Origin of the sequence: Micromonospora sp. CPCC 205561, assembly GCF_036906775.1 — a bacterium.
In the GTDB taxonomy this organism is placed as follows: domain Bacteria; phylum Actinomycetota; class Actinomycetes; order Mycobacteriales; family Micromonosporaceae; genus Micromonospora.
Genome location: NZ_JBAKHV010000022.1, coordinates 36,340 through 58,093 on the forward strand (window position 1 = coordinate 36,340; position 21,754 = coordinate 58,093).

Consider the following 21,754-nt stretch of genomic DNA (forward strand, 5'->3'; position numbering starts at 1 on the left):
GTACGGAGGAGAGCGATGGAGCCGAGTGCGGAGCGTCCCTGGCTGCGCAGCTACGCCCCGGACGTGCCGGCCACCGTGGCGCCGTCCGACGAGTCCCTCGTCGACCTGCTGCGCGACGCCGCCCGCCGGTTCGGCCCCCGGGTCGCGCTGGACTTCTACGGCGCCACCACCACGTACGCGGACCTCGTCGACCAGGTGGGCCGGGCGGCGGAGGCGCTGCGCCGGCTCGGCGTCGAGCGCGGCGACCGGGTGGCCCTCGTGCTGCCCAACTGCCCGCAGCACGTCGTCGCCTTCTACGCCGTGCTGCGGCTCGGCGCGGTCGTGGTGGAGCACAACCCGCTCTACACGGCCGGGGAGTTCACCACCCAGCTCGCCGACCACGGCGCCCGGGTCGCGGTGGTGTGGGACAAGGTCGCCACCCTCGTGCGGGGCGCCGCCACGGCGACGGCGATCGAGACGGTGGTCGCGGTGGACCTCACCCGGGCGCTGCCCCGGCACAAGCGCTGGGCGCTGCGGCTGCCGCTGGCCCGGGCGCGGGCCAGCCGGGCGGCGATGACCGGCCCCGCGCCCTGTGCCCCGTCGTGGGAGCGGCTGGTCGCCGAGGCGTCCCCGCTCGCCGCCGAGCACCCCGCCCCCGGCCCCGACGACACCGCGTTGTTGCAGTACACGGGCGGCACCACCGGCACGCCGAAGGGTGCCGTCCTGACCCACCGCAACCTGCGGGCCAACGCGGCACAGGGCCGCGCCTGGGTGCCGGGCCTGCGCGACGGCGAGGAGACGGTGTACGCCGTGCTGCCGCTGTTCCACGCGTACGGGCTGACGCTCTGCCTCACCTTCGCGGTGGGCATCGGCGCGACCCTGGTGCTCTTCCCCCGCTTCGACGTGGAGCAGACCCTGGACGCGGTGCGCCGCCGCCCGCCGACCTTCCTGCCCGCCGTCCCGCCGATCTACGAGAGGCTGGCCACGGCCGCCCGGGAACGCGGGGTGGACCTCTCCTCGGCGCGGTACGCGATCTCCGGCGCCATGGCGCTGCCGGGGGCGACGGTCGAGCTCTGGGAGTCGGTCACCGGCGGGCTGCTCGTCGAGGGCTACGGCATGACGGAGACCTCGCCCGTGGCGCTGGGCAACCCGGTCTCCCCCGCCCGCCGGCCGGGCACGGTCGGCGTGCCGTTCCCCTCCACCGACGTCCGCGTCGTCGACCCGGAGGACCCGGCGCGCGAGCGCGCCCCGGGCGAGGCCGGGGAGCTGCTGATCCGGGGGCCGCAGGTGTTCGCCGGCTACTGGAACCGCCCGGTGGAGACGGCGACGGCGCTGCTGCCCGGCGGCTGGCTGCGCACCGGGGACATCGTGGTGACCGACGCCGACGGCTTCGTCACCGTGGTCGACCGGATCAAGGAGCTGATCATCACCGGCGGGTTCAACGTCTACCCGTCCGAGGTCGAGGACGCGCTGCGCCGGGTGCCCGGCGTCCGGGACGCCGCGGTGGTCGGGCTGCCCGGCGCGCGCGGCGGCGAGGAGGTGGTGGCGGCGGTCGTCGCGGAGGAGGGCGCCGACGTCGACGAGGCGGGCGTCCGCGAGGCGTGCCGGGGGCACCTCACCGGGTACAAGGTGCCCCGCCGCGTGTTCGTGGTCGAGGAGCTGCCGCGCTCCCAGATCGGCAAGGTCCTGCGCCGCGAGGTCCGCGACCGGCTGCTCGCCGACGGCTGACGTCCACCGCCGCCGTGCGCCGCCCGGGGGCGGTGGGGATCAGAACCACTCGTCGCGCATCTCCAGGGTGGTCCGGTCGAGGCTCTCCAGCAGGTCGAACTGCGCGGCGGTGCGGGGCAGCTCGTGGCGGAAGAAGTACCGGGCGGCCTGCCGCTTGCCGGCGTGCAGGTCGGCGTCCGGGCCGTCGGCCGGGCCGCCGGCCGCCTCGACGACCAGCAGCTGCTCCAGCCACATCCAGGCGACCACCACGTGGCCGACCGCCTCCAGGTAGACGCTGGCGTTGGCCAGCGCCACCTGCGGGTCGCCGGTGTCCCACAGCCGCCGGGTGACCAGGGCGACCCGGTCCAGTGCGGCGCCGAGGGCGGCGGCCAGCTCGGCGGCCTCGCCCCCGACCTTCCAGGCCCGGTCCACGGTGGCCCGGACCGTCTCGACCAGCAGCGCCAGCCCGGCCCCGCCGCGCATGGTCACCTTGCGGCCCAGCAGGTCCAGCGCCTGGATGCCGTGGGTGCCCTCGTGGATCGGGTTGAGCCGGTTGTCCCGCCAGTGCTGCTCGACGTCGTAGTCCCGGGTGTAGCCGTAGCCGCCGTGCACCTGGATGGCCAGGTCGTTGGCGGCCAGGCACCACTGCGACGGCCAGCTCTTCGCGATCGGGGTGAGCACGTCCAGCAGCAGGCGGGCCCGCTCCCGCTCCGCCGCCCCGGGCGCCGTCTTCTCCTCGTCGAGCAGCCGTCCGCAGTAGAGGATCAGCGCCAGGGCGCCCTCCACGTAGCTCTTCTGCGCCAGCAGCATCCGTCGCACGTCGGGGTGGGACACGATCGGCACCTGCGGCGCGGCCGGGTCCTTGCCCGCCACCGGGCGGCCCTGCGGTCGCTGGCGGGCGTACGCGAGGGACTTCAGGTAGCCGGTGTAGCCGAGGGCGGTGGCGCCGGCGCCCACCCCGATCCGGGCCTCGTTCATCATGTGGAACATCTGCGCCAGACCCCGGTGCGGCTCGCCGACCAGGTAGCCGACGGCGCCGGGGCGTCCGCCGGGGCGGTGCACGCCCTCGCCGAAGTTCAGCAGCGTGTTGGTGGTGCCCCGGTAGCCCATCTTGTGGTTGAGGCCGACCAGGACGACGTCGTTGCGCGCGCCGAGCGCGCCGTCGTCGGTCAGCAGCACCTTCGGGACGATGAAGAGCGAGATCCCCTTCACCCCCGGCGGGCCGCCGGGAATCCGGGCGAGCACCAGGTGGACGATGTTCTCGGAGAGCTCGTGGTCGCCGCCGGAGATCCACATCTTGGTGCCGTGCAGCCGGTACGTCCCGTCGTCCTGCGGCTCGGCGCGGGTGGTGATGTCGGCCAGCGAACTGCCGGCCTGCGGCTCGGAGAGGCACATGGTGCCGAAGAACCGCCCCTGCACCATCGGCCGGACCCAGGTGTCGACCTGCTCGGCGCTGCCGTGCGCCAGCAGCAGGTTGGCGTTGCCGAGCGTGAGGAACGGGTACGCCGAGGTGCCCACGTTGGCCGCCTGGAAGAATGCGGAGCAGGCGGTACGCACGACGTGCGGCAGCTGCATCCCGCCGACCGACGCGTCCATCCCGGCGCCGAGCAGCCCGGTCTCGGCGAAGACGTCGAGGGCCTGCTTGACCTGCGGGATGGTGTGCACCCGGCGACCGTCGAAGGTGGGCTCGGCGAGATCGGCGGCCCGGTTGTGCGGGGCGAACCGCTCGGCGGCCACCTGCTCGGCGAGGTCCAGCGCGGCGTCGAAGGTCTCCCGGGAGTGTTCGGCGTAGCGTGCCCGCCCGGTCAGCCGGGTCACCTCCAGCCAGTCGTAGAGCAGGAAGCGCAGGTCACGACGGGAGAGCAGGGTGGACGACACGGGTCTCCTTCCGCCGGTGGGCCCGCCGTCTGCCGCGGCGCGGCCCGGCGACGCCCCTCGCGCAGGTCATCCTGACTGATCGGACCGGCCGGGCACCACCCGTCGCGCCCCCGGTTCGCGGCGGGCGCGGCGCGACGGGCGGGCGCGGCAGGCGCGGCTCAGGCCGGGTCGCCGAGCAGGCCGTCGACGAAGTCGCGGGGCAGCCCGTGGGTCTCGTGCAGGTCCCGGTAGTCGTCGTCGGTCAGCGGCCCGCGCGCGCGGCGTCGGGAGACCAGCGGCCGTCCGCGCCGCAGCAGCTCCCGGAACCGCCGCTCCTCGCCGGTGAACACGTCGCGCACCTCCTCGGCGGTGACCCGCTGCCGGAACGCGTCGAGGGTGTGCCGCACCGGCCCGGTGGGCAGATCGGCGAGGCTGCGGGACGGGTCGTCGCGCCAGAGGGTGGTGAGCGAGCGACGCAGCAGCCGGCGCAACACGTAGCCGCGGCCGGTGTTCGAGGGCCGTACGCCGTCGCCGACGACCACCACGCCCGAGCGCAGGTGGTCGGCGACCACGCGCCGCGGCTCGTCGCCCGGGCCCCACGTCGCCCGGACGCCGTCCACCCAGGGGCGCAGCCCCTCGCCCTCGAAGACCGAGCGCTGCCCGCGCAGCACGATCTCCAGCCGTTCCAGGCCCATCCCGGTGTCCACGTTGGGTTGCCGCAGCGGCGACAGGCGGCCGTCGGGATGCCGGTGATAGCGCATCCCCACGTGGTTCCAGACCTCCATCCACCCGTCGTCGGTGCCCGGGGTGCCCCGCGGCGGGCCGTCGCCGGTCCAGACGAAGATCTCCGTGTCGGGTCCGCAGGGCCCGGTCGGGCCGTTGGACCACCAGTTCTCCTCCGCGGTCAGCTCCACGGGCAGCCCCAGCTCCCCCCAGACGCGCAGGGACGGCTCGTCGGGGCCGGTCCGGTCGTCGCCGCCGAAGACCGTCACGTGCAGCCGGTCGTGGGCGATGCCGAAGCCGTCGCGCAGCAGCTCGTATCCCCAGCGCAGGCTGCGCGGCAGGTCGTAGTCGCCGAGCGACCAGGAGCCCAGCATCCGGAACATGGTCAGGTGGGTCGCGTCGCCGACCTCGTCCAGGTCGGTGGTGCGCAGGCAGCGCTGCACGTTCACCAGCCGCCGGCCCAGCGGGTGCGGGCGCCCCTCCAGGTAGGGGGTCAGCGGGTGCATCCCGGAGGTGGTGAAGAGCACCGGGTCGCCCGGCGGCGGGATCAGCGAGCAGTCGGGCACGGGCTCGTGGCCGCGCTCGCGGAAGAAGTCGAGGAAGGTGCGGCTGATCGGGTCGTACGTCATGGCGGTGGCCTCTCCGGGTGGACGACCGGAAAGGGCCAGCCACCGGGCGCCGGTGGACTGCCGGGACGGAGAGGCCGGCGGACCGTTTCCGGTCGCCGGCGGGATGTGGTGGGTCAGGCGGCGGCGACCGACGAGCGCGAAGCTCGCGCGGCCGCGGCGGCGAAGAAGTGCCTGATCTCCATGCCCCCTACTGTACGTGGACGGCGACGCCGCCGCCGAGCGCGTTTCGCGTCGGGCGGCGGCGTCGGCGGCGGATCAGGCCCCGGACGCGGCGAGGGCCGGCGCGGGGCGGTCGTCGGCCCGGCGGGGCGCCCTCCGGTTCGGCAGCGACAGCCGCACGACCTTCGTCCACGCGGAGAGGACCTGCCGGGGCAGCGAGCCGGTGGTGTACTTCAGCCCGTACCGGTCGAACAGGGCCCGCACCTCGGGGGCGATCTCCTGGTAGCGGTTGCTGGGCAGGTCCGGGAAGAGGTGGTGCTCGATCTGGAACGACAGGTTGCCGGTCATGATGTGCATCAGCCGGCTGCCGCTGATGTTGGCCGAGCCGAGCATCTGCCGCAGGTACCACTCGCCGCGGGTCTCGCCCTCGATCGAGCGCTTCGAGAAGGTCTCCACGCCCTCCGGGAAGTGCCCGCACATGATCACCGAGTGGCTCCACAGGTTGCGCAGGAGGTTGGCGGTGAAGGTGGCGGCCAGGGTGTGCAGGAACGAGGGTCCGGAGAGCAGTGGGTGCAGCACGTAGTCCTTGAGTACCTGGCGGCGGATCTTGCGGCCCACCGCCCGGGCCCGGGCCCGGAACTGCGGGTCCTTGTGCCGGCCGTCGCGCAGGTTGCGGCCCAGCTCCAGGTCGTACGCGGCGATGCCGTACTCGAAGAAGCAGGCGTTGATGAAGTTCCACAGCGGCTGGCCCAGGTGGAACGGGTGCCAGCGCTGGTCCTCGTCGACCCGCATGATGCCGTAGCCGAGGTCGTTGTCCTTGCCGAGGACGTTCGTGTACGTGTGGTGCAGCTCGTTGTGCGAGTGCTTCCACTGGTCGGCCGGCGAGACGTGGTCCCACTCCCAGGTGGTGGAGTGGATCTTCGGGTCCCGCATCCAGTCCCACTGGCCGTGCAGGACGTTGTGGCCGACCTCCATGTTCTCCAGGATCTTCGCCACCGTCAGGCCGGCGGTGCCGACGATCCAGGCCGGCGGGAAGAGGGAGAAGAGCAGCACCACGCGGCTGCCCAGCTCCAGCTTGCGCTGCGTGGAGATGACCCGCCGGATGTACGCGGCGTCCCGCTCGCCCCGGTCGGCGACCACCCGGTCGCGGATCGCGTCGAGCTCCTTGCCGATGATCTCGATGTCCTCGGCGGTGAGGTGGGCGATCGGGTTCACGGGCTTGTTCTGGATCATGGTCACGTCAGGTACTCCGGTCAGTGGTCGATGTCGCAGGCGCCGGCCGCGGCCGAGACGCAGGTCTGGATGAGCACGCCGTCGCCGGGCACCGCCGTGGTCAGTTCCCCGTTACGCAGGTCACGAACCGCGCCCTCACGCAGCGGCAGGACGCAGCCGAAGCAGATGCCCATCCGGCAGCCCGACGGCATCAGCACCCCGGCGCTCTCGCCGGCGTCGAGCAGCGGGGTGGCGCCGTCCGCGTCGACGGTCACCGCCGAGCGGGCGAAGGTGACGGCGCCGCCCTCGCCGGGCGAGATGACGGTGGGCCGGAACCGCTCGGTGTGCAGCCGCCCCCCGTGCCCCTGGGCGCTCCAGTGCTGCTCCAGCGCGTCGAGCAGCCCGACCGGACCGCAGGCCCAGGTCTCCCGGTCCAGGTGGTCGGGGACGAGCCGGTCGAGCTCGTCGACGGTGAGCAGGCCGTCGACGGCGGTGTGCCGCTCGACCAGCCGGAGCGCGCCCCGCGCGGCGAGGTCCCGCAGCTCGGCGCCGAAGATCACGTCGGCCGGGGTGGGGGCCGAGTGCACCACGACGACGTCGACGCCGGCCGGCACGCCGGCGCGCAGCATCCCCATCACGGGGGTGACGCCGCTGCCCGCGGTCACGAAGAGCACCCGGGCCGGTGGCCGGGCCGGCAGCACGAAGTCGCCCTGGGCCTGGTCGAGCCGGACCAGCGTCCCGGGCCGCGCCCGGCGGACGAGGTGGTTGCTGACCACCCCGTCGGGGATCGCCTTCACGGTGATCGAGATCGGCCCGCCGCGGCGCCGCGGGGCCGAGGTGACCGAGTAGGCCCGCCACTGCCGTACGCCGTCGACGTCGACGCCGAGGCGGACGTACTGCCCGGGGACGTGCCCGCGCCAGTCGCGGCCGGGCCGGATCACCAGCGTCGCCGCGTCGGCGGTCTCGGGACGCACGTCGAGGATCCGGCCGCGCAGGTCGGCGCCGGAGCGCAGCGGGGCGACCATGTCGAGGTAGTCGTCGGGCAGCAGCGGGGTGGTGACCGACGCGGCCAGCCGGAGGATCCGGCCCCGCAGGGCCGCCTTCCCGGAGGGGTGCGGGACGGTGGTGGTCATGATTCGATGGTCGCGGCAGAATGGCATAAAATCTTGACCTACGAAGGTGAACCGGACGAGGCTTTTTGTGCGGAGGGAACAAACGTGTCGGAGCGCTCGGAGGCCACCCGCCGCGCGGCACGCCTCGAACTGGACGTCCGGGTCGCCGGCGAGCTGCACGACCGGCTGCCCCTGCTCGCCGAGCGCACCATCACCGCCATCACCGCCGAGGTGCCGAGCTACTCCGGCACCCTGACCGGCCAGATGCGCGAGAAGATCGAGACGGCGGTGCAGCTCGCCCTCGGCACGTTCCTCCAGCTCATCGGGCGTTCGCACGGGGGCGACCCGAGCATCCCGCTCGTCGGCGCGCTGGAGGCCGCGTACGCCCTCGGCAGCGGCGAGGCGCGCTCCGGCCGGAGCATGGACGCCCTGCTCGCCGCGTACCGCGTCGGGGCCCGGGTCTCCTGGCGGGAGATGTCCACCACCACCGTGCAGGGCGGGTCGTCCGCCGCCACCGTCGCCGAGTTCGCCGAGCTGATGTTCGCGTACATCGACGAGCTCTCCGCGGCCAGCGTCGCCGGCCACGCCGACGAACTGGCCAGCGCCGGGCGGGCCCGGCGGCGCAACCTGGAGCGGCTCTCCCAGCGGCTGCTCGCCGGCGAGCCCGAGGAGGCGCTGCTGCGCAGCGCCGAGCGGGCCGACTGGCCGCCGCCGCACACCCTCACCGTCGTCCTGCTGCCACGGGCCAACCTGCGGGCGGCGCTGGCCCGCCTGCACCCGCACACCCTGGAGAGCGGCGACGACCCGCCGGCGGCCGGCACGGGCGAGGAGCTGGCGGTGCTGCTGGTGCCCGACACGCACGGCGACCGGCGCCGGCAGCTCGCCCGGGTGCTGCACGGGCGCCGCGCGGTGCTCGGCCCGGCCCGGCCCTGGGTCCAGGTCGCCTCCTCCTACCAGCGGGCGGTGCGGGCCCTCGCGCTCGGCCTGCGCCCCGGCGAGGACGGAGCGGCCCTGGACACCGAGGAGCACCTCGCCGAGCTGGTGCTGAGCACCGACCCGGAAGGCCTCGCGGACCTGCGGGCGCGGGTCCTGGCGCCGCTGGCGTCGCTGCCGCCCGGCACCGCCGACCGCCTCGCCGAGACGCTGCGCTCCTGGCTGCTGCACCAGGGCCGGCGTGACGAGGTCGCCGCCAGCCTCTTCGTGCACCCGCAGACGGTCCGCTACCGGATGGGCAAGCTCCGCGAGCTGTACGGCGAGCGCCTGACCGATCCGGCGACCGTCCTCGACCTCACCCTCGCCCTGGCCTTCCCGCCCCGGGTCGCGCCCGACGGGCCGCCGGCCTGAGCGGCCCGCCCACCCGGTGCGTGTCCGCGCGATCACGCTGAGGTCGGATACCGGACAGACGCCTGCCCCGGGGCGAGCGGAGATGTCACCCTGGTTCCTCCCCGCCCCGCGATCACCCGATCCGGCCGCCGACCCACCCGGGAGGCGGGTCGCGGGCCACGTGGCGGGACGGACGGGCACCTCCGGTCCCGCGACGCCTTCCGCCAGGAGGCCGCCGGCAGGGCCCCGGCGAGCGGAAGGACCTGGATGGCGTCGCACACGGGGGACGAACCCGGGGCCGACCGCTCGACCCCGGCGTCCGGGCCGCTGCGCCCGGGGGGCGCGCGGCGGCTGCGCGGCACGGAGGGGCTGCGCGGCGCGCTGCGGAGCACACCCGCGCTGATCGTGCTCGGCGGCGCGGTGCTCGTCGCCGCGCTCGCCGCCACCGGGTCCGTCGCGGTCCAGTCCCGCGCGTCGGCCACCACCCTGGGCGAGCGCTCGGCGGCGACCGCCGTGGGCACCAGCACCACCGCGCGGGAGATCTACCAGGGCCTCGCCGACGCCGACGTGGCCGCCAGCGCCGTGTTCCTGCTCCCGCCCGCGGAGAGCCGGCGCGCCTCGCTGGTGACCGCCTACGACGCGTCCGTGCACGAGGTGGAGCGCACGCTGACCGACTCGATGGGCAACGCCGTCGGCGACCCGGACCGCCTCACCCGGCTGGCGACGATCGCCGCCCGGCTGCGGGTCTACAGGGAGGTGGTGTGCGCCGCCCTGCGGGCGACGGGCCCGCTCCCCGCGGTGGCCCCGGGGAACCGGAGCCCCTGCCCGGCCGCGCAGGCGACGGGCGGGATCCGCTCGGAGCACGCGGCCGCCCGCGCGGTGCTCGCCTCGGCCTACGCGCGCCAGGCGTCGCACTACATGTCCACCGAGCTGCTCACCGCGGCGCAGGCCCTCTGGAACTACGACACCAGGCTGCTGCTCGACGCCCGCGCCGACGCCCGTCCCTGGCTGGCCGCGTCCGTCCTGGTGCCGCTGGCCACCCTCGCCGCCCTGGTGGCGGTGCAGGTGTGGCTGCGCCGGCGGACCCGACGCCGGCTGAACGCGGGCCTGCTGCTCGCCTCGGTGTGCACCGGGGCCGTGCTGGCCATGCTGGCCTCGTCGTGGTGGCACTGGCCGCACGCCGAACGGGAGCTCCCCGAACTGGAACGGGCGATCGACGCGCAGAGCGCCACCCAGCAGCGGCTCGGCAGCCTGCTGGCCGGCCGGGCCGACGTCTACCTGGGACTCGGCGCGAGCGTCGACCCGGCCGGACACAAGGCGGACTTCGACGGCCGTGACCTCTGCCTCGGCCCCGGCGGGGGCGGGGAGGCGAAGGACCGGATCGACTGCACCGCCCTCGAACGGACGGTCTGGCCGGCCCGGCAGAGCAGGACGCCGGACGCCTTCCGCGGCGCGGTGGAGACCGTACTCGCCGAGGGCTCGGCCGGGCGGGCGTTCGTCGCCGCCGAGGAGCACCTGCTGAGCGAACTGACCACCCGCAACGAGGAGGTCTCCCGGATGGTCGCCGAGCTGCCCGAGTCGCGCCGCCACCTGGGCGGCGGGGCCGCCTGGGTCACCCTGCTCGCCGCCGCCGGTGTGGTCGCCGGTCTGCGCCGGCGGTACCTGGAGTACCAGTGAGGACCTCCCGGCGGGCGCCGACGCGCACCCGGCGCCGCACCGCGTCGCTCGCCGCGCTCCTGCTGGGCCTGGCCGGGTGCGGCGCGCCGGCGGGGCCCACTTCCCCGCCCCCGCCCCGGCCGCCGGGGGTGGCCACGGTGCCGACCACCGACGCGAGCGGCGGGGTCTGCCCGGTGCGGCGCAGCCTCCCCCCGGCCCCGACGCCCCCGGGCCGGATCGTCGCCAAGGGCGCACTGGTCGCGGGCGTCGACCCGTCGGACGCCACGATGAGCCACTGGGACGCCCGCACCCAGCGGTTCGAGGGCTTCAACATCGAGCTGATGCTCGCCGTGGCCCGCGCCCTCTGGCCCGGCGACGAACCGCGCGACCGGCTCACCTTCAAGGCGGTACCGCCCGGCCAGGGCGCCTTCACGATGCTGGAGAACGGCGAGATCGACGTCGTCGCCACCTCGCTGACCGCCTCCTGCGAGCGCGCCAGGCGGGTGTTGTTCTCCAACGACTACCTCGACTCCGGGCAGACGGTGCTGGTGCGCAGGCACGCCGACGGCACGCCCGAGTTCGCGGGGATCGAGCAGCTCGGCGGCCGGCGGGTCTGCGCCGCCGCGAACACCACCTCACTGGCGATGATCGCCGGCTACCGCACCGCGGGCGGCCGGCGACCGGTCCCGGTGCAGGCCCCGCACCCGATCGACTGCCTGGTGATGCTTCGTCAGGGCCAGGTGGACGGCGTCAGCACCGACGACAACATCCTGCTGGGCTTCACCCAGATGGCCCCGGACACGACCCTGGTGACCGAACCGCCCCGGCCGGAGCGGCGGTCCTGCGCGTACCACCGGGACGAGAACTGCACCTGGTTCACCGACGAGCCGCACGCCTTCGCGTTCCGCCTGACCGACGGCCGGGAACTGGTCGCGTTCGTCAACCACGTACTGGCGCGGCCGGGCACCGCGAAGGTGTGGCAGGAGGCCCACGACCGGTGGCTCGCCGGGCACCGGGACCGGGGCATGCCGTCGCCCGGGCCGGCGACGACGGCCTGGCCGCCCCCCGATCCCGCGCCGGGTGCCACCCGGCCGGCCGACTGACGGGGGCGCGCTGATGTCCGCGCGGGAGCGCCTCGACGCCACCCTGGCCGCCCACACCTGGGTCTGCGAGCACCTGCTGGACACGCAGCAGCTGGTCACCGACGCCTTCCGGCAGCCGGGCGGCGCGGCCGCGGTGCCCGCCCAGGAGGCCCGGGACCTGCTGCACCGGCTCGGCTGCCTCTCGCTGGCCCTGGACCGGCGCGTGGACGACCTGGACGGCGTGGGCCGTTCGACGGGCGTCGGCGAGGAGGCGCTGGCCCGGCTGCTGGGCGACCCGTGCGAGGTCCGGTTCACCGCGGCCACCGGCGAGCCGGTGCGGGTGGAGGCGATGAGCGTCCAGGAGATCCTGGTCGCGGCCCGCGAGCACGTGGCCCGCATCCGCCGGATCGTCGACACGTACGGCCGGGACCGGCTGGCGGTCCGCGCCCGGCGGCTGCGCTCCTCGGTGGAGCGGCTGCGCCAGCTCGCGGCGCAGGCCGCCGCCGAGGGGCTGGGCGACGGCACCGATCCCGTGGCGCCGCTCTCGGTCGACGTGGTGCTGGACCGGCTCGGCGCGGCCGACGTGGCCGGGCGCGGCCAGTGGTGGCGGGGCGACGTCCCGCCGCGACGGGACGACGGCTCGCTGGAGGTCGAGGTCGACAGGGCCGTCGAACGGACCGACACCGCGCGGCGCCGGCTGCGCCGGGGCTGCCACGTGGAGCTGACGGGGCGGCTGGAGGCGTACCGGCAGAAGGCCGCGGACGAGGGCCTGGCCGAGGACCCCGAGGTCGAGCGGACCTACCGGGAGGCGTTGGCCGCGCTGCGTCCCGGCGCCTTCACGGTGCCCGACGCGAGCCGGGCGGTACGGGCCTACCAGCGGGCTGTGAACGGGGGTACGCGATGACGGCGGGTCGCGGCTGCGCGGAGCGCAACTGCCCCGGCACGGTCGACCCGGACGGGTTCTGCCGGCTGTGGGGCCACGAGTGCGCCGGGGCGGGGGCCGACCCCGGAGCACCAGACGCGTACGCGGGCGCCGGGGCGGGCGCGGACGCCGCCGGGGCCGGGCCGGTCCGCGATCCGGACCCCGGGCGGTGGTCGCCGCGCACGACGTCGCGGCCGTGGGAGCGGCCGGCTGTGCTGCCGACCGCGCGGCCGCACGACCCGCTGACGGCGGTGGTGTCGCAGCCGGTCGTGCCCGAGCACTCCCGCTACTGCGCCGAGGCGACCTGCCGCCGGCGGCTGTCGCGGGTGGCCGGCTTCTGTCCGGCCTGCGGCACCCGGTACTCCTTCACCCCGCCCCTGGCCGACGGCGACCTGCGCGCCGGGCGCTACCGGATCGAGGGCTGCCTGGGCAACGGCGGGGTCGGCTGGGTGTTCCTCGCCCGCGACGAGGACATGGACGGCGCCTGGCGGGTGCTGAAGGGGCAGCGCAACCCGGAGGACCGGGAGGCCATCGCGGCGTTCGTCGCCGAACGGCAGGCGCTGATCGCGCTCAACCACCCGAGGATCGTCACCATCACCCACGCGCTGCGGCCCGAGTCCGACCGGGACGCCGGCTACCTGGTGATGGAGTACGTCAACGGCGGCACCCTGGAGGAGGCGCGCAGCACCGCCGGCCCGGACGGCGGCTCCTCCGCCGTGGACGTGGCGCAGGCACTCGGCTACGCGGCGCAGATCCTCGACGCCTTCGAGTACCTGCACGACCAGGGCTGGCTCTACTGCGACCTGAAGCCCGAGAACGTCATGCGCGTCGGCGGTCAGGGTGCCGCCGACCCGATCAAGCTGGTCGACTTCGGGGCGGCCCGCCGGATCGACAACCGGGTCAGCCCGGCCTGGGGCACCGCCGGCTTCACGGCCCCCGAGGTGGAACGGCTCGGCCCGGCCGGCCCCAGCGTGCGCTCGGACCTCTACACCCTCGGCCGCACCCTGGCCGCGCTGACCCTGGTGCCCCGCTCCATCGAGGTCACCAGGATCCCGCCGGGGCAGGACCTGCTGCGGCTGCCCGTACCGGCGCGGCTCGACCCGTTCCTGCGCCTCGTGGCCCGCGCCACCGCCGCCGAACCCGACGACCGGTTCGGCTCCGCCGCCGAGATGCGCGAGCAGGTACGGGGCGTGCGGCGTCAGGTCGGCTCGGCGACCGACGGCGTGCCGCGACCCACCCGCTCCACGCTGTTCAGCCCGTCCGCGTGCGCGTTCGCCCTGCACACCGACCGCGACGCCCTCGACGTCGTGGAGATCATGCTCGGCCTGCCCGTCCCCCTGGTCGACGGCTCCGACCCGGCCGCCGGGTTCCTCGCCTCCCTCGGTACCGCCGATCCGGCCGAGCTGATCGAGCTGTTGAAGACGGCCCCGGAGCGCACCGCGCAGGTCACCTACCGGACGGTCCGCGCCCACCTCGCCGCCGGGCGGGTGGCCGAGGCCGGTTCGTTGCTCGCCGACTTCCCCGAGGAGCTGCGGGACTGGTCGCTGTGGTGGCACCGCGGCCTGGTGGCGCTGGTGGGGCGGGACGCCGGCACCGCGCGGCGCCGCTTCGAGCAGGTCTACGGCTGGCTGCCCGGCGAGGTCTCCACCCGGCTGGCGTACGCGGTGGCCTGCGAACTCGACGGCGACCCACGGACGGCCGCGAACCACTACCGGGGGGTCTGGGACACCGACCCGGGCGTGGTGGCCGCGGCGTTCGGGCTGGCCCGCTGCCTGCTGGAGACGGCCGACGCGCGCAGCGCCGCCGACGCCCTGCTGCGGGTGCCGGAGTCCTCCCGCGCCTCGACGGCGGCGGTGACCCGCGCGGTGCGGATCCTGCTCGACGCGCCGGACGACGGGCACCGGCTCGACACCGCGCTGGACGCCGCCGCGATCGTCAACAAGCTGCCGCCGTTCGGCGAACGCGAGGAGGTGGAGGCGCACATCCTGCGGATCGCGCTCGACTGCGACCTGGCCGAGGGGCGGCACGGCGGGCGGCGGTTGTTCGGCCACCCGCTCGACGAGGACGCCCTGCGCCGCGCGTTCGAGCACCGGTGCCGCTCGCGCGCCCGGCGCACCGCCGACCGGCGCGAACGGATCGCCCTCGTCGAGCTGGCCAACGCGTACCGGCCGGTGACGTGGTGGTGATCCCGGCCGGCCCCGACGGAAAGAGGTCCCCCGTGCTCCCCGCCAACGATCTGCCGCTGCGGCTCAGCGTGCACCACACCGAGTACGTGCCCGCCGACGGGGCGGTCCTCGACGTGGTCGCCACCGTCCGGGGCGTGGAACCGGCCGACGCCGACGTACGCCACGACGGCCTGGCCGAGGTGATCCTGCTCGACTCCTCCGGCTCCATGGGGGCGCCCCAGGCGAAGATGCGGGCCGCCCGGCAGGCCGCCGCCGCGGCCGTCGACGCGCTGCCCGACGGGGTCGCGTTCGCGGTGGTCTCCGGCACCGCCCACGCGACGATGGTCTACCCCGGCGACCGGCGACTGGCGGTCGCCGACGAGAGCACCCGCGCCGCGGCCCGGGCCGCCGTGCGGCAGCTGGCGCCGCACGGCGGCACCGCCATCGGTACGTGGCTGCTGCTGGCGCGGCGGCTGCTCGGCACCCGACCCGACGCGATCGGGCACGTCGTCCTGCTCACCGACGGGCGCAACGAGTCCCAGCGCCCCGCCGACCTGAAGGCGGCGGTGGACGAGTGCGTGGGCCGGTTCACCGTCGACTGCCGCGCCATCGGCTCCGCCGACGGCGTGCACGACTGGGACGCGGCGGAGCTGCTGGGCATCGCGGAGGCGCTGGGCGCCAACCCCGTCGTGCCGGTGGAGGACCTAGCCGGGCTCGCCGACGAGTTTCGCGGGGTGCTGGCCCGCGCGATGTCCCGACGGGTGGCCGACGTCCGGCTGCGGGTCCGCACCACCGGGCTGACCCGGGTCCGCTTCGTCAAGCAGGTGCACCCGGCGATCGCCGACCTGAGCGGGCGCGGCGAGCCGGCCGGCGAGCTGACCACCGACTACCCGGTCGGCGCGTGGAGCCCGCACGACCAGCGGGACTACCACGTCGCCCTGGAGGTCGACGCGATGGCTCCGGGGGCGCGCCGGCGGATCGGCTGGTTGAGCGTCCACGCCGGCGACGACGCCGGGGCGGTCGAGGCGCCGCTGACCGTGGAGTGGACCGAGGACGCGCTCTGCTACTCCGAGATCAACGAGAGCGTCGCGTACTACACCCGGCAGCAGGACTACGCGGCGGCCGTGCAGCGCGGGCTGGCGGCCGCCCGGGCGGGCCGGGCCGGCGAGGCCGAGGAGCAGCTCGGGCGCGCGGTCGCGCTGGCCCACTCCGCGGGCCGTGGCGACGACATCGCCCTGCTCGCCCGCGTCGTGGACGTCCTGGACGCCGCCGGCGGGCGGGTCCGCCTCAAGCCCGACGTCGACGTCCGACTCACGCAGTCCTCCCTGGTCGTGGCGCACCAGACGTCGCGGTGGGGCCCACAGGAGCCGCCCGCGCAGCGGGCCGCGCCGACCGGGCCGGCGGCGCCCTGGCGGCACTGCGGCGAGGAGCAGACCGGCGCGTACTGCGAGGGCTGCGGCGCCCACCACCTGACGCCGGACCGACCCGGCGCCGGCCGGCCCTGAGCGCCGATGGTCCTGGACTTCTCCGACAAGGTCGCCGGCGTCGTCAGCGGCACGCTGGCGCTCGCCGGCGCGATCGTCGCCGTGCGGCGCCACTCCCAGGAGCGGGGCCGCCGCGGGTGGTGGGCCTCGCTGCGACCGGTGTGGCGCGACGAGGTCGACGCCGGCATCGTCCACCCGCACCGCTTCGGGGGGTACGTCAAGCCGCTCTCGGAGGTGTACGTGCCGCGCCGCGCGGTGCCCCGGCTCGCCCCGAGCAACGACGGCGTCGACGCGGCGGACCTGCTCACCGGCGTCGACGACGTGCTGCTGATCGGGGAGCCGGGCAGCGGCAAGACCGCGCTCATCCGCTACGAGAGCGCCCGCTCGGCGCGGGCCTGGCTCGCCGCGCGCGGCCGGCGACGGCGCTGCCCGCCCGGGCCGGTGCTGGTGAGCCTGCCGGCCGCCGCCCTGGTACGCCAGCCGCTGCCCGCCGCGCTCGCCGAGGCGTACCCCCGGGAGGACGGCCCGCTCGACGTCGAGCAGCCGCCCGCCCCCGGCCGGCGGTGGCTGGTCTGCGTCGACGCGCTCGACGCGGTCGCCGACCCCGACGAGCGGGCCGTCGTCCTCAACCGCCTCGCCGAGCTGGCCCGCGCCGGCGACCGGGCGGCCGAGCCGAGGCCGTGGCGGCTGCTGGTGACCACGCGGCACCTGGCCGAGGACGAGCTGGCCGTGTTGAGCGACGGCTACCAGGCGTACCACCTCGCGCACTTCACCGACGCGGACGTGGCGCTGCTGGCGGCGCGCTGGTTCGCCGACGGCGCCACCGCCCGCAGGTTCCTGGACTGGACCCACGCCCAGCGGATCACCGGGCCGGTGCACAACCCGCTCACCGCCACCGTCGCCGTGCTGGTCTGGGAGAGCGGGCAGGCGGGCGCGGCGCCGCAGCCGGGCCCGGCCGCCCTGCTCGACGAGTTCGTCCGCGCCCTGCTGCGCGGCGGTCGGGACAGCCTCGACGCCGCCTGCGAGGAGCTGCGGCACCATCCGTCCGGGGGCGGCGCGACCGCCGACTGGCTCCGCGCCCGGCACGCCGACCTGGTCGAGGTGGCCGCGACCGCCGCCGTCGCCGGCGGCGACCCGGTGGCGGCGGTCGTCGACTGGTCGGCCACCCACGCCCCCGCTGCCCCGGCGCGGGTGCTGCCCGACTGGCCCGCGCGCGTGCGGCAGGTGCTGCTCGACACCGATCTCTTCCGGGCCGATCGGCAGGGCCTCACCTCGGTCTGGCCCAGCCTGGTGGAATACCTCGCGGCCGGGCCGCTGGCCCGCGACTGGCGGCCCGACGAGTGGGTGACGCTGATGAACACCGGCTCCGCCCGCTTCGTCGCGTTGCAGGCGATCAGTCGGGCCGCCGTCGCGCCGGCCTTCCTGCGCGCGCGGCTGACGCAGCCGCGGGGGGCGATCGCCGCCGGCCACCTGCTCGCCGCCCCCGGCACCGCCGGGGTCGGCGCGCCCGCGTTCCGGGCGGACGTGCTGGCGGCGCTGCTCACCCACTGGTCCGAAGGCCCGGCGGGTGCCGCCGGGCGGGACGGCGCGCGGGAGTGCTTCTCGCTGCTGACCACCCTGGCGGCGGAGCGGACGCACCGGGACCTGCTGCACGAGATCGCCACGGATCCGCGGCGGCCGGGGGACGTCCGCCGGGCCGCGGCGCTCTTCTTCGCCGTACGCACCCGCGACGCCCAGCGGGCCCGGGCGCGGGGATGACCGCGGGCAACGCGACGGTCATCGTTCCGCCCGGGGCGGTGACGCCGGAGAACGGCGGGGATGGCGCGCCGGGTTGCGCCGTCCGGCCCGGCCTTGGTGCCGCGGCGGGGCGACGGTGGCGCCGGGAGGGCCCGCGCCCGGTGAGCGCGGGCCTTCCACGCGGCTCGGACCGCCGCAGCGTGAGGTGCGCCCACGCCGCCCCGCTGTGCGCCTACGCCGCCCGCTGTGGGCCGACGACGGCCCAGCACAGGCCGGCGGGATCGCGCAGCGTCACCTGGCACGACGGATCAGCCGGCGTCTCGACGCGGGCACCGGCGGCCACCGCCCGCCGCAGCACCGACTCGGGGTCCGTCCGCTCGATGGTCAACACGTCGTCGCGGCCCTCCGCCGTCGACGGCGCACCCGCCTCGTACCACTCGCTGACGGTCAGGCGGTGGCCGCCGACGGCCAGCTCGGCGTGCAGGACGCGCCCGTCGAGCAGACACTCTCGTTCGATCGCGACGGCGTCGAAGACGTCCGTGTAGAAGGCGATGGCCTCGTTCGTGTCGCTGACCGTCAGATGCGGCCCCGGCCGGTGGTCCTGTGCCCTCATGAAACTGCTGCGCCCTTCCCCTACTCGGCGATCCGGGTCCGACCGGTCCAGCGGAAGACCACCGGAAGGTCGAGCGCCCCGGGGGTGGAGCCCCGCTCGAAGTGCTCGTACCCGCCGTAGTGCAGGACCTTGATCTTTTCCTCCGCCTTGGCCACCCGGCGGTTACGCAGGTCGGCCGGCAGATCGACCGGGCCGCCCTCCAGGACGACCTCGATGACGCCGGCGGCGTCCCGGGCGACCGGATCAGCTTGCGAAACGTCCTTCATGGCACGACCTCCGTCGCATTCCGCACACCTCGGACGAACCGCCGCGCGGCGGCACCCGTCCACCAGGCCTGACGACACCCGTTGCCGGGTGAACGGACGCTTCACGGTCGAACGTCCTTGTCCGGTGACCGGCCGCCCGTTCTGCTCCGAAGGTAATCCAGATCACATTCACCGAACACCCTTAGGCCACCCCTAGGAATGGCCCTGGGCAGCGACGATGCTCCCCGTGCCGACCACACAGGTGTGACAGCTCACTCCCAGCGGAAGAACCGGGTGGCCGCCGCGGAGCCGACCACGGCCGTCACCGCCAGGGCGATCAGCTGCGGCAGCTCGGGGTTGGCGCCCGCCCACGCCGCACCGAGGGTGTCCACAGTGGCACCCAGCGGCGAGTAGTCGGCGATGGCGGCCAGGGCGGCCGGCATCCGGTCGCGCGGCAGCCAGGCGCCGGCCAGGAAGAGCAGCGGGAAGAACAGCGCGGGCCCGATCGACTGCGCCGCCCTGGCCGACGGCGCCAGCGCCGCGATCAGCAGGCCGACGGCGAAGAGGCACGCCACCCCGAGGAGGAAGGCCAGCACGAACCCGGGAACGTTGGCCGGTGCCGGCTGATCCAGCAGGAAGCGTACGGCGATCGCGGTGACCACCGCCCCGAGGACGCCCATCACGAGGTTGACCACCACCTGGGCCACCAGCAGGAGGCCGGGCTGCACCGGGGTGGTCGCCAGGCGGCGCAGCACCCGGCGCTCCCGGTAGATCCCGAGCGCCATCGGCAGGGTGAACAGCGCGAGCATGCCGATGGTGAGGGCCAGCGCGAGCGACGGCAGGAAGGTCTGCTCGGCGTGCTGCCCCGTGTCGGCGGCCGTACCGGCGCGCTGCGGCAGCCCGAAGACGAGCATCAGGCCGATCGGCAGGGCGAAGACGAAGAACAACGACACCGGTTCCCGGAGGAACAGCTTCGCCTCCACGGCGATCAGTTTGGACAGGGCGCTCACGACGACCTCCCGTCGGTCGGGGACTGCGCGGCGGTCCGACCCGGGCGGCCGGTGAGGGAGACGAACGCGTCGTCGAGGGTGGGCTGCTCGACCCGCAGCGCGGTGTAGTGGATCCCGCGCCCGTTGAGCACGGACATGACTGCCTGGAGCACGTCGGCCGTGCCGGTCACGGTCACCTCCTCGCCGTCGCGGGACACCCCCGTCACGTCGGGCGCCGCGAGCAGAGCAGCGTCCTCGACCGGCGCGGCGGGACGGAAGTACACCCGGTGCTCGGTGCCGACCCGGCTGAGCAGGCCGGCGGGGCTGTCAATCGCCACCACCCGGCCCTTGTCGATGATCGCGAGCCGGTCGCAGAGGCGTTGCGCCTCCTCCATGAAGTGGGTGACCAGCACGACGGTGACGCCCCGGTCGCGGATCCGCTCGACCAGGTCCCAGGTGTCCCGGCGGCCCTGCGGGTCGAGACCGGTGGTCAGCTCGTCGAGGATGGCGACCTCCGGTCTGCCGACCAGCGCCAGTGCCACCGACAACCGCTGCTTCTGCCCGCCCGAGAGCCTCTGGAAGTAGGTGTTGCGCTGCTCGGCCAGGCCGAGGTCCGTCAACAGCTCGTCGATGTCGGCCCGCTTGCGGTAGAAGGAGCGGTACAGGTCCAGCGCCTCCCACACCTTCATCTTGTCCGGCAGCTGGCTCTCCTGGAGCTGGGCTCCCACGCGCTGGCGCACCTCGGTGCGGTCGCGGACCGGGTCCAGCCCGAGCACCCGGATGGTGCCTCCGTCGGCCCGACGCAGGCCCTGCACGCACTCGACGGTGGTCGTCTTGCCGGCCCCGTTCGGGCCGAGCACCCCGAAGATCTCGCCCTGTTCCACCGTGAAGGAGACGTCGTCGACCGCGATCTTCTCGCCGTACCGCTTCTGCAGATGATCGACTTCGATGACCGGCATGGGGGGTGGTCCTCCTTCACGTGCGGGTTGCCGTCGAGAAGGGTGGGACCCCTCGGCTGATCGCGGCGTCGGCTTGCGGGAACGGGCCGGTGCCGGCCGGAGCCAGGCCGACCGACGCCCGACATCATCCGGCCAACCGATGCGCTAATCAACTGATCAGTTGACGAATCGGGGTGGGCGGCCGGAAATCGACGCAGGACAGGGGTGCCGACCGGAGACACGGCTCGGGGGCAGGGGTGCCGGCCGGTGACCGCAGGGTGTCCGTCGACGCGGGCCCGGTCACCGCCGGGCGGTCCCGCGGGTGCCTGGCGACGCGGGCCGTCAGCGCCGGGCCGGGCAGATCGACAGCAGTTCGTCGAGACGGGTCAGGACGACGTCCGGCCCGGCGGCGCGCAGGGTCGCCTCGTCGGACTCGCCCCACAGCGCGGCCACCGCCACCACGCCGGCCGCCCGCGCGCTGGCCAGGTCGCTCGGCGCGTCGCCGACCATCAGCGCCTGCCCCGGCCGGGCACCGAGCAGGCGCAGCGCCCGCCGCACGATGTCGGGAGCGGGCTTCGGCCGGGGCACCTCGTCCGAACCCACCACGTAGTCGACGAGCGGCAGCAGATCGAGCCGGCCGAGCAGGTCCCGGGCCCGGACTCCGCTGCGGCCGGTGGCCACGGCCAGCCCGATCCCCCGCCGACGCAACGTGCCGAGCAGCTCCGGCACCCCGTCGACCGGGGTGACCCGGTGCGCGAGGCGGTTGCTCTCCCGCACGAACGGCCCGGCCAGCGTCGCCGGCAGCCCCATCAGCTCCAGCACCTCCGGCAGGTACCGGCCCGGGTGGCGGCAGTACTCCTCGACCGGAGCCACGCCGTCGCCGACCACCTCGGCGTACGCGAGGGCGAACGCCTCCCTGGCCACGGCGAGGCTGTCGACCAGCACCCCGTCGAGGTCGAGCACCACGGCCCGGACACCGTCGGGTACCGCCGTCCACGTCGTCGCGTCCGCGACCACCGGTGCCACCTCCCGCCCGTGCGATCCGCCCCGCGCCCGTCGGTAGGGGTGGCAGGTCCCGGGGAGCCCCGACTACGGTCAGGACCGTCGTCCCGGGCCCGGCCGGCGCGGCGCACCCGCCCACCCGGACCCCCGGCGCACGACCGACCCTACCGGCGCCGGGATGCCCGTCGCAGGGTGCCGGCGCGCGCCCGGCCGGGTCGGC

General features: G+C 75.5%; 17 protein-coding genes. 8 read left to right on the forward strand and 9 right to left on the reverse strand.

Going from position 1 to position 21,754, the window contains the following annotated elements; all coding sequences use genetic code 11:
- The first annotated feature begins 15 nt into the window (after positions 1 to 15).
- The gene (locus V6V16_RS14095; RefSeq protein ID WP_334562466.1) at positions 16 to 1,707 is read left to right on the forward strand and encodes a long-chain-fatty-acid--CoA ligase; all 1,692 of its coding nucleotides are present in this window, start codon (positions 16 to 18) and stop codon (positions 1,705 to 1,707) included.
- A 39-nt stretch (positions 1,708 to 1,746) separates the two neighbouring features.
- Here V6V16_RS14095 and V6V16_RS14100 read toward each other — a convergent pair whose 3' ends face one another.
- The 4 genes from V6V16_RS14100 to V6V16_RS14115 all read right to left on the reverse strand — a co-directional run bounded on the left by V6V16_RS14100 (position 1,747) and on the right by V6V16_RS14115 (position 7,399).
- On the reverse strand, positions 1,747 to 3,564 hold the full coding sequence (locus V6V16_RS14100) for an acyl-CoA dehydrogenase (protein ID WP_334562467.1): 1,818 nt from the start codon (positions 3,562 to 3,564) through the stop codon (positions 1,747 to 1,749).
- Between the two features lie 158 nt (positions 3,565 to 3,722).
- Entirely contained in the window at positions 3,723 to 4,895 is a 1,173-nt protein-coding gene (locus tag V6V16_RS14105; protein ID WP_334562468.1) for an alanine--tRNA ligase-related protein, read from the reverse strand.
- Positions 4,896 to 5,150: 255 nt separating this feature from the next.
- Positions 5,151 to 6,293 (reverse strand): fatty acid desaturase family protein, encoded by a 1,143-nt coding sequence (locus V6V16_RS14110; protein ID WP_334562469.1) that lies wholly within the window; start codon positions 6,291 to 6,293, stop codon positions 5,151 to 5,153.
- 14 nt (positions 6,294 to 6,307) lie between these two features.
- A complete protein-coding gene (locus V6V16_RS14115; RefSeq protein WP_334562470.1) occupies positions 6,308 to 7,399 on the reverse strand; it encodes a ferredoxin reductase in 1,092 nt (363 codons plus the stop codon).
- 84 nt (positions 7,400 to 7,483) lie between these two features.
- Here V6V16_RS14115 and V6V16_RS14120 point away from each other — a divergent pair, with 84 nt between their 5' ends.
- From V6V16_RS14120 to V6V16_RS14150, 7 genes are all read left to right on the forward strand, one after another.
- Positions 7,484 to 8,722, forward strand: a complete 1,239-nt coding sequence (locus V6V16_RS14120; RefSeq protein ID WP_334562471.1) for a PucR family transcriptional regulator — start codon at positions 7,484 to 7,486, stop codon at positions 8,720 to 8,722.
- Between the two features lie 246 nt (positions 8,723 to 8,968).
- The gene (locus V6V16_RS14125; RefSeq protein ID WP_334562472.1) at positions 8,969 to 10,378 is read left to right on the forward strand and encodes a hypothetical protein; all 1,410 of its coding nucleotides are present in this window, start codon (positions 8,969 to 8,971) and stop codon (positions 10,376 to 10,378) included.
- Positions 10,375 to 11,460 carry a transporter substrate-binding domain-containing protein gene (locus V6V16_RS14130; protein ID WP_334562473.1) on the forward strand — a complete coding sequence of 362 codons (1,086 nt, stop codon included), beginning with the start codon at positions 10,375 to 10,377 and terminating at the stop codon, positions 11,458 to 11,460. The genes V6V16_RS14125 and V6V16_RS14130 overlap by 4 nt, the downstream gene beginning before the upstream one ends.
- Before the next feature lie 13 nt (positions 11,461 to 11,473).
- Positions 11,474 to 12,343, forward strand: a complete 870-nt coding sequence (locus tag V6V16_RS14135) for a hypothetical protein (protein WP_334562474.1) — start codon at positions 11,474 to 11,476, stop codon at positions 12,341 to 12,343.
- Positions 12,340 to 14,547 (forward strand): serine/threonine-protein kinase, encoded by a 2,208-nt coding sequence (locus V6V16_RS14140; protein WP_334562475.1) that lies wholly within the window; start codon positions 12,340 to 12,342, stop codon positions 14,545 to 14,547. The genes V6V16_RS14135 and V6V16_RS14140 overlap by 4 nt, the downstream gene beginning before the upstream one ends.
- A 32-nt stretch (positions 14,548 to 14,579) precedes the next feature.
- Positions 14,580 to 16,031, forward strand: coding sequence for a VWA domain-containing protein (locus V6V16_RS14145; protein ID WP_334562476.1), 1,452 nt, complete (start codon positions 14,580 to 14,582; stop codon positions 16,029 to 16,031).
- 6 nt (positions 16,032 to 16,037) lie between these two features.
- Positions 16,038 to 17,768, forward strand: a complete 1,731-nt coding sequence (locus V6V16_RS14150) for a hypothetical protein (protein WP_334562477.1) — start codon at positions 16,038 to 16,040, stop codon at positions 17,766 to 17,768.
- Positions 17,769 to 17,979: 211 nt separating this feature from the next.
- Here the strand turns inward: V6V16_RS14150 and V6V16_RS14155 are convergent, their stop codons facing one another.
- The 5 genes from V6V16_RS14155 to V6V16_RS14175 all read right to left on the reverse strand — a co-directional run bounded on the left by V6V16_RS14155 (position 17,980) and on the right by V6V16_RS14175 (position 21,549).
- Entirely contained in the window at positions 17,980 to 18,360 is a 381-nt protein-coding gene (locus V6V16_RS14155) for a VOC family protein (RefSeq protein WP_334562478.1), read from the reverse strand.
- A gap of 20 nt (positions 18,361 to 18,380) precedes the next feature.
- Complete coding sequence (locus V6V16_RS14160) at positions 18,381 to 18,626, reverse strand: DUF5988 family protein (protein ID WP_334562479.1); 246 nt, start codon at positions 18,624 to 18,626, stop codon at positions 18,381 to 18,383.
- A 251-nt stretch (positions 18,627 to 18,877) separates the two neighbouring features.
- Positions 18,878 to 19,615: an ABC transporter permease gene (locus tag V6V16_RS14165; RefSeq protein ID WP_334562480.1), complete on the reverse strand. Its 738-nt coding sequence runs from the start codon at positions 19,613 to 19,615 to the stop codon at positions 18,878 to 18,880.
- Positions 19,612 to 20,553, reverse strand: a complete 942-nt coding sequence (locus V6V16_RS14170) for an ABC transporter ATP-binding protein (RefSeq protein WP_334562481.1) — start codon at positions 20,551 to 20,553, stop codon at positions 19,612 to 19,614. The genes V6V16_RS14165 and V6V16_RS14170 overlap by 4 nt, the downstream gene beginning before the upstream one ends.
- Before the next feature lie 321 nt (positions 20,554 to 20,874).
- Entirely contained in the window at positions 20,875 to 21,549 is a 675-nt protein-coding gene (locus V6V16_RS14175; RefSeq protein WP_334562482.1) for an HAD-IA family hydrolase, read from the reverse strand.
- Between the last annotated feature and the right edge of the window lie 205 nt (positions 21,550 to 21,754).

Excerpts from the sequence above, each read along its gene's own strand:
- V6V16_RS14095 (WP_334562466.1), top strand. The coding sequence starts at position 16 with ATGGAGCCGAGTGCGGAGCGTCCCTGGCTGCGCAGCTACGCCCCGGAC.
- V6V16_RS14105 (WP_334562468.1), bottom strand. The coding sequence starts at position 4,895 with ATGACGTACGACCCGATCAGCCGCACCTTCCTCGACTTCTTCCGCGAG.
- V6V16_RS14115 (WP_334562470.1), bottom strand. The coding sequence starts at position 7,399 with ATGACCACCACCGTCCCGCACCCCTCCGGGAAGGCGGCCCTGCGGGGC.
- V6V16_RS14125 (WP_334562472.1), top strand. The coding sequence starts at position 8,969 with ATGGCGTCGCACACGGGGGACGAACCCGGGGCCGACCGCTCGACCCCG.
- V6V16_RS14135 (WP_334562474.1), top strand. The coding sequence starts at position 11,474 with ATGTCCGCGCGGGAGCGCCTCGACGCCACCCTGGCCGCCCACACCTGG.
- V6V16_RS14140 (WP_334562475.1), top strand. The coding sequence starts at position 12,340 with ATGACGGCGGGTCGCGGCTGCGCGGAGCGCAACTGCCCCGGCACGGTC.
- V6V16_RS14150 (WP_334562477.1), top strand. The coding sequence starts at position 16,038 with ATGGTCCTGGACTTCTCCGACAAGGTCGCCGGCGTCGTCAGCGGCACG.
- V6V16_RS14155 (WP_334562478.1), bottom strand. The coding sequence starts at position 18,360 with ATGAGGGCACAGGACCACCGGCCGGGGCCGCATCTGACGGTCAGCGAC.
- V6V16_RS14160 (WP_334562479.1), bottom strand. The coding sequence starts at position 18,626 with ATGAAGGACGTTTCGCAAGCTGATCCGGTCGCCCGGGACGCCGCCGGC.
- V6V16_RS14170 (WP_334562481.1), bottom strand. The coding sequence starts at position 20,553 with ATGCCGGTCATCGAAGTCGATCATCTGCAGAAGCGGTACGGCGAGAAG.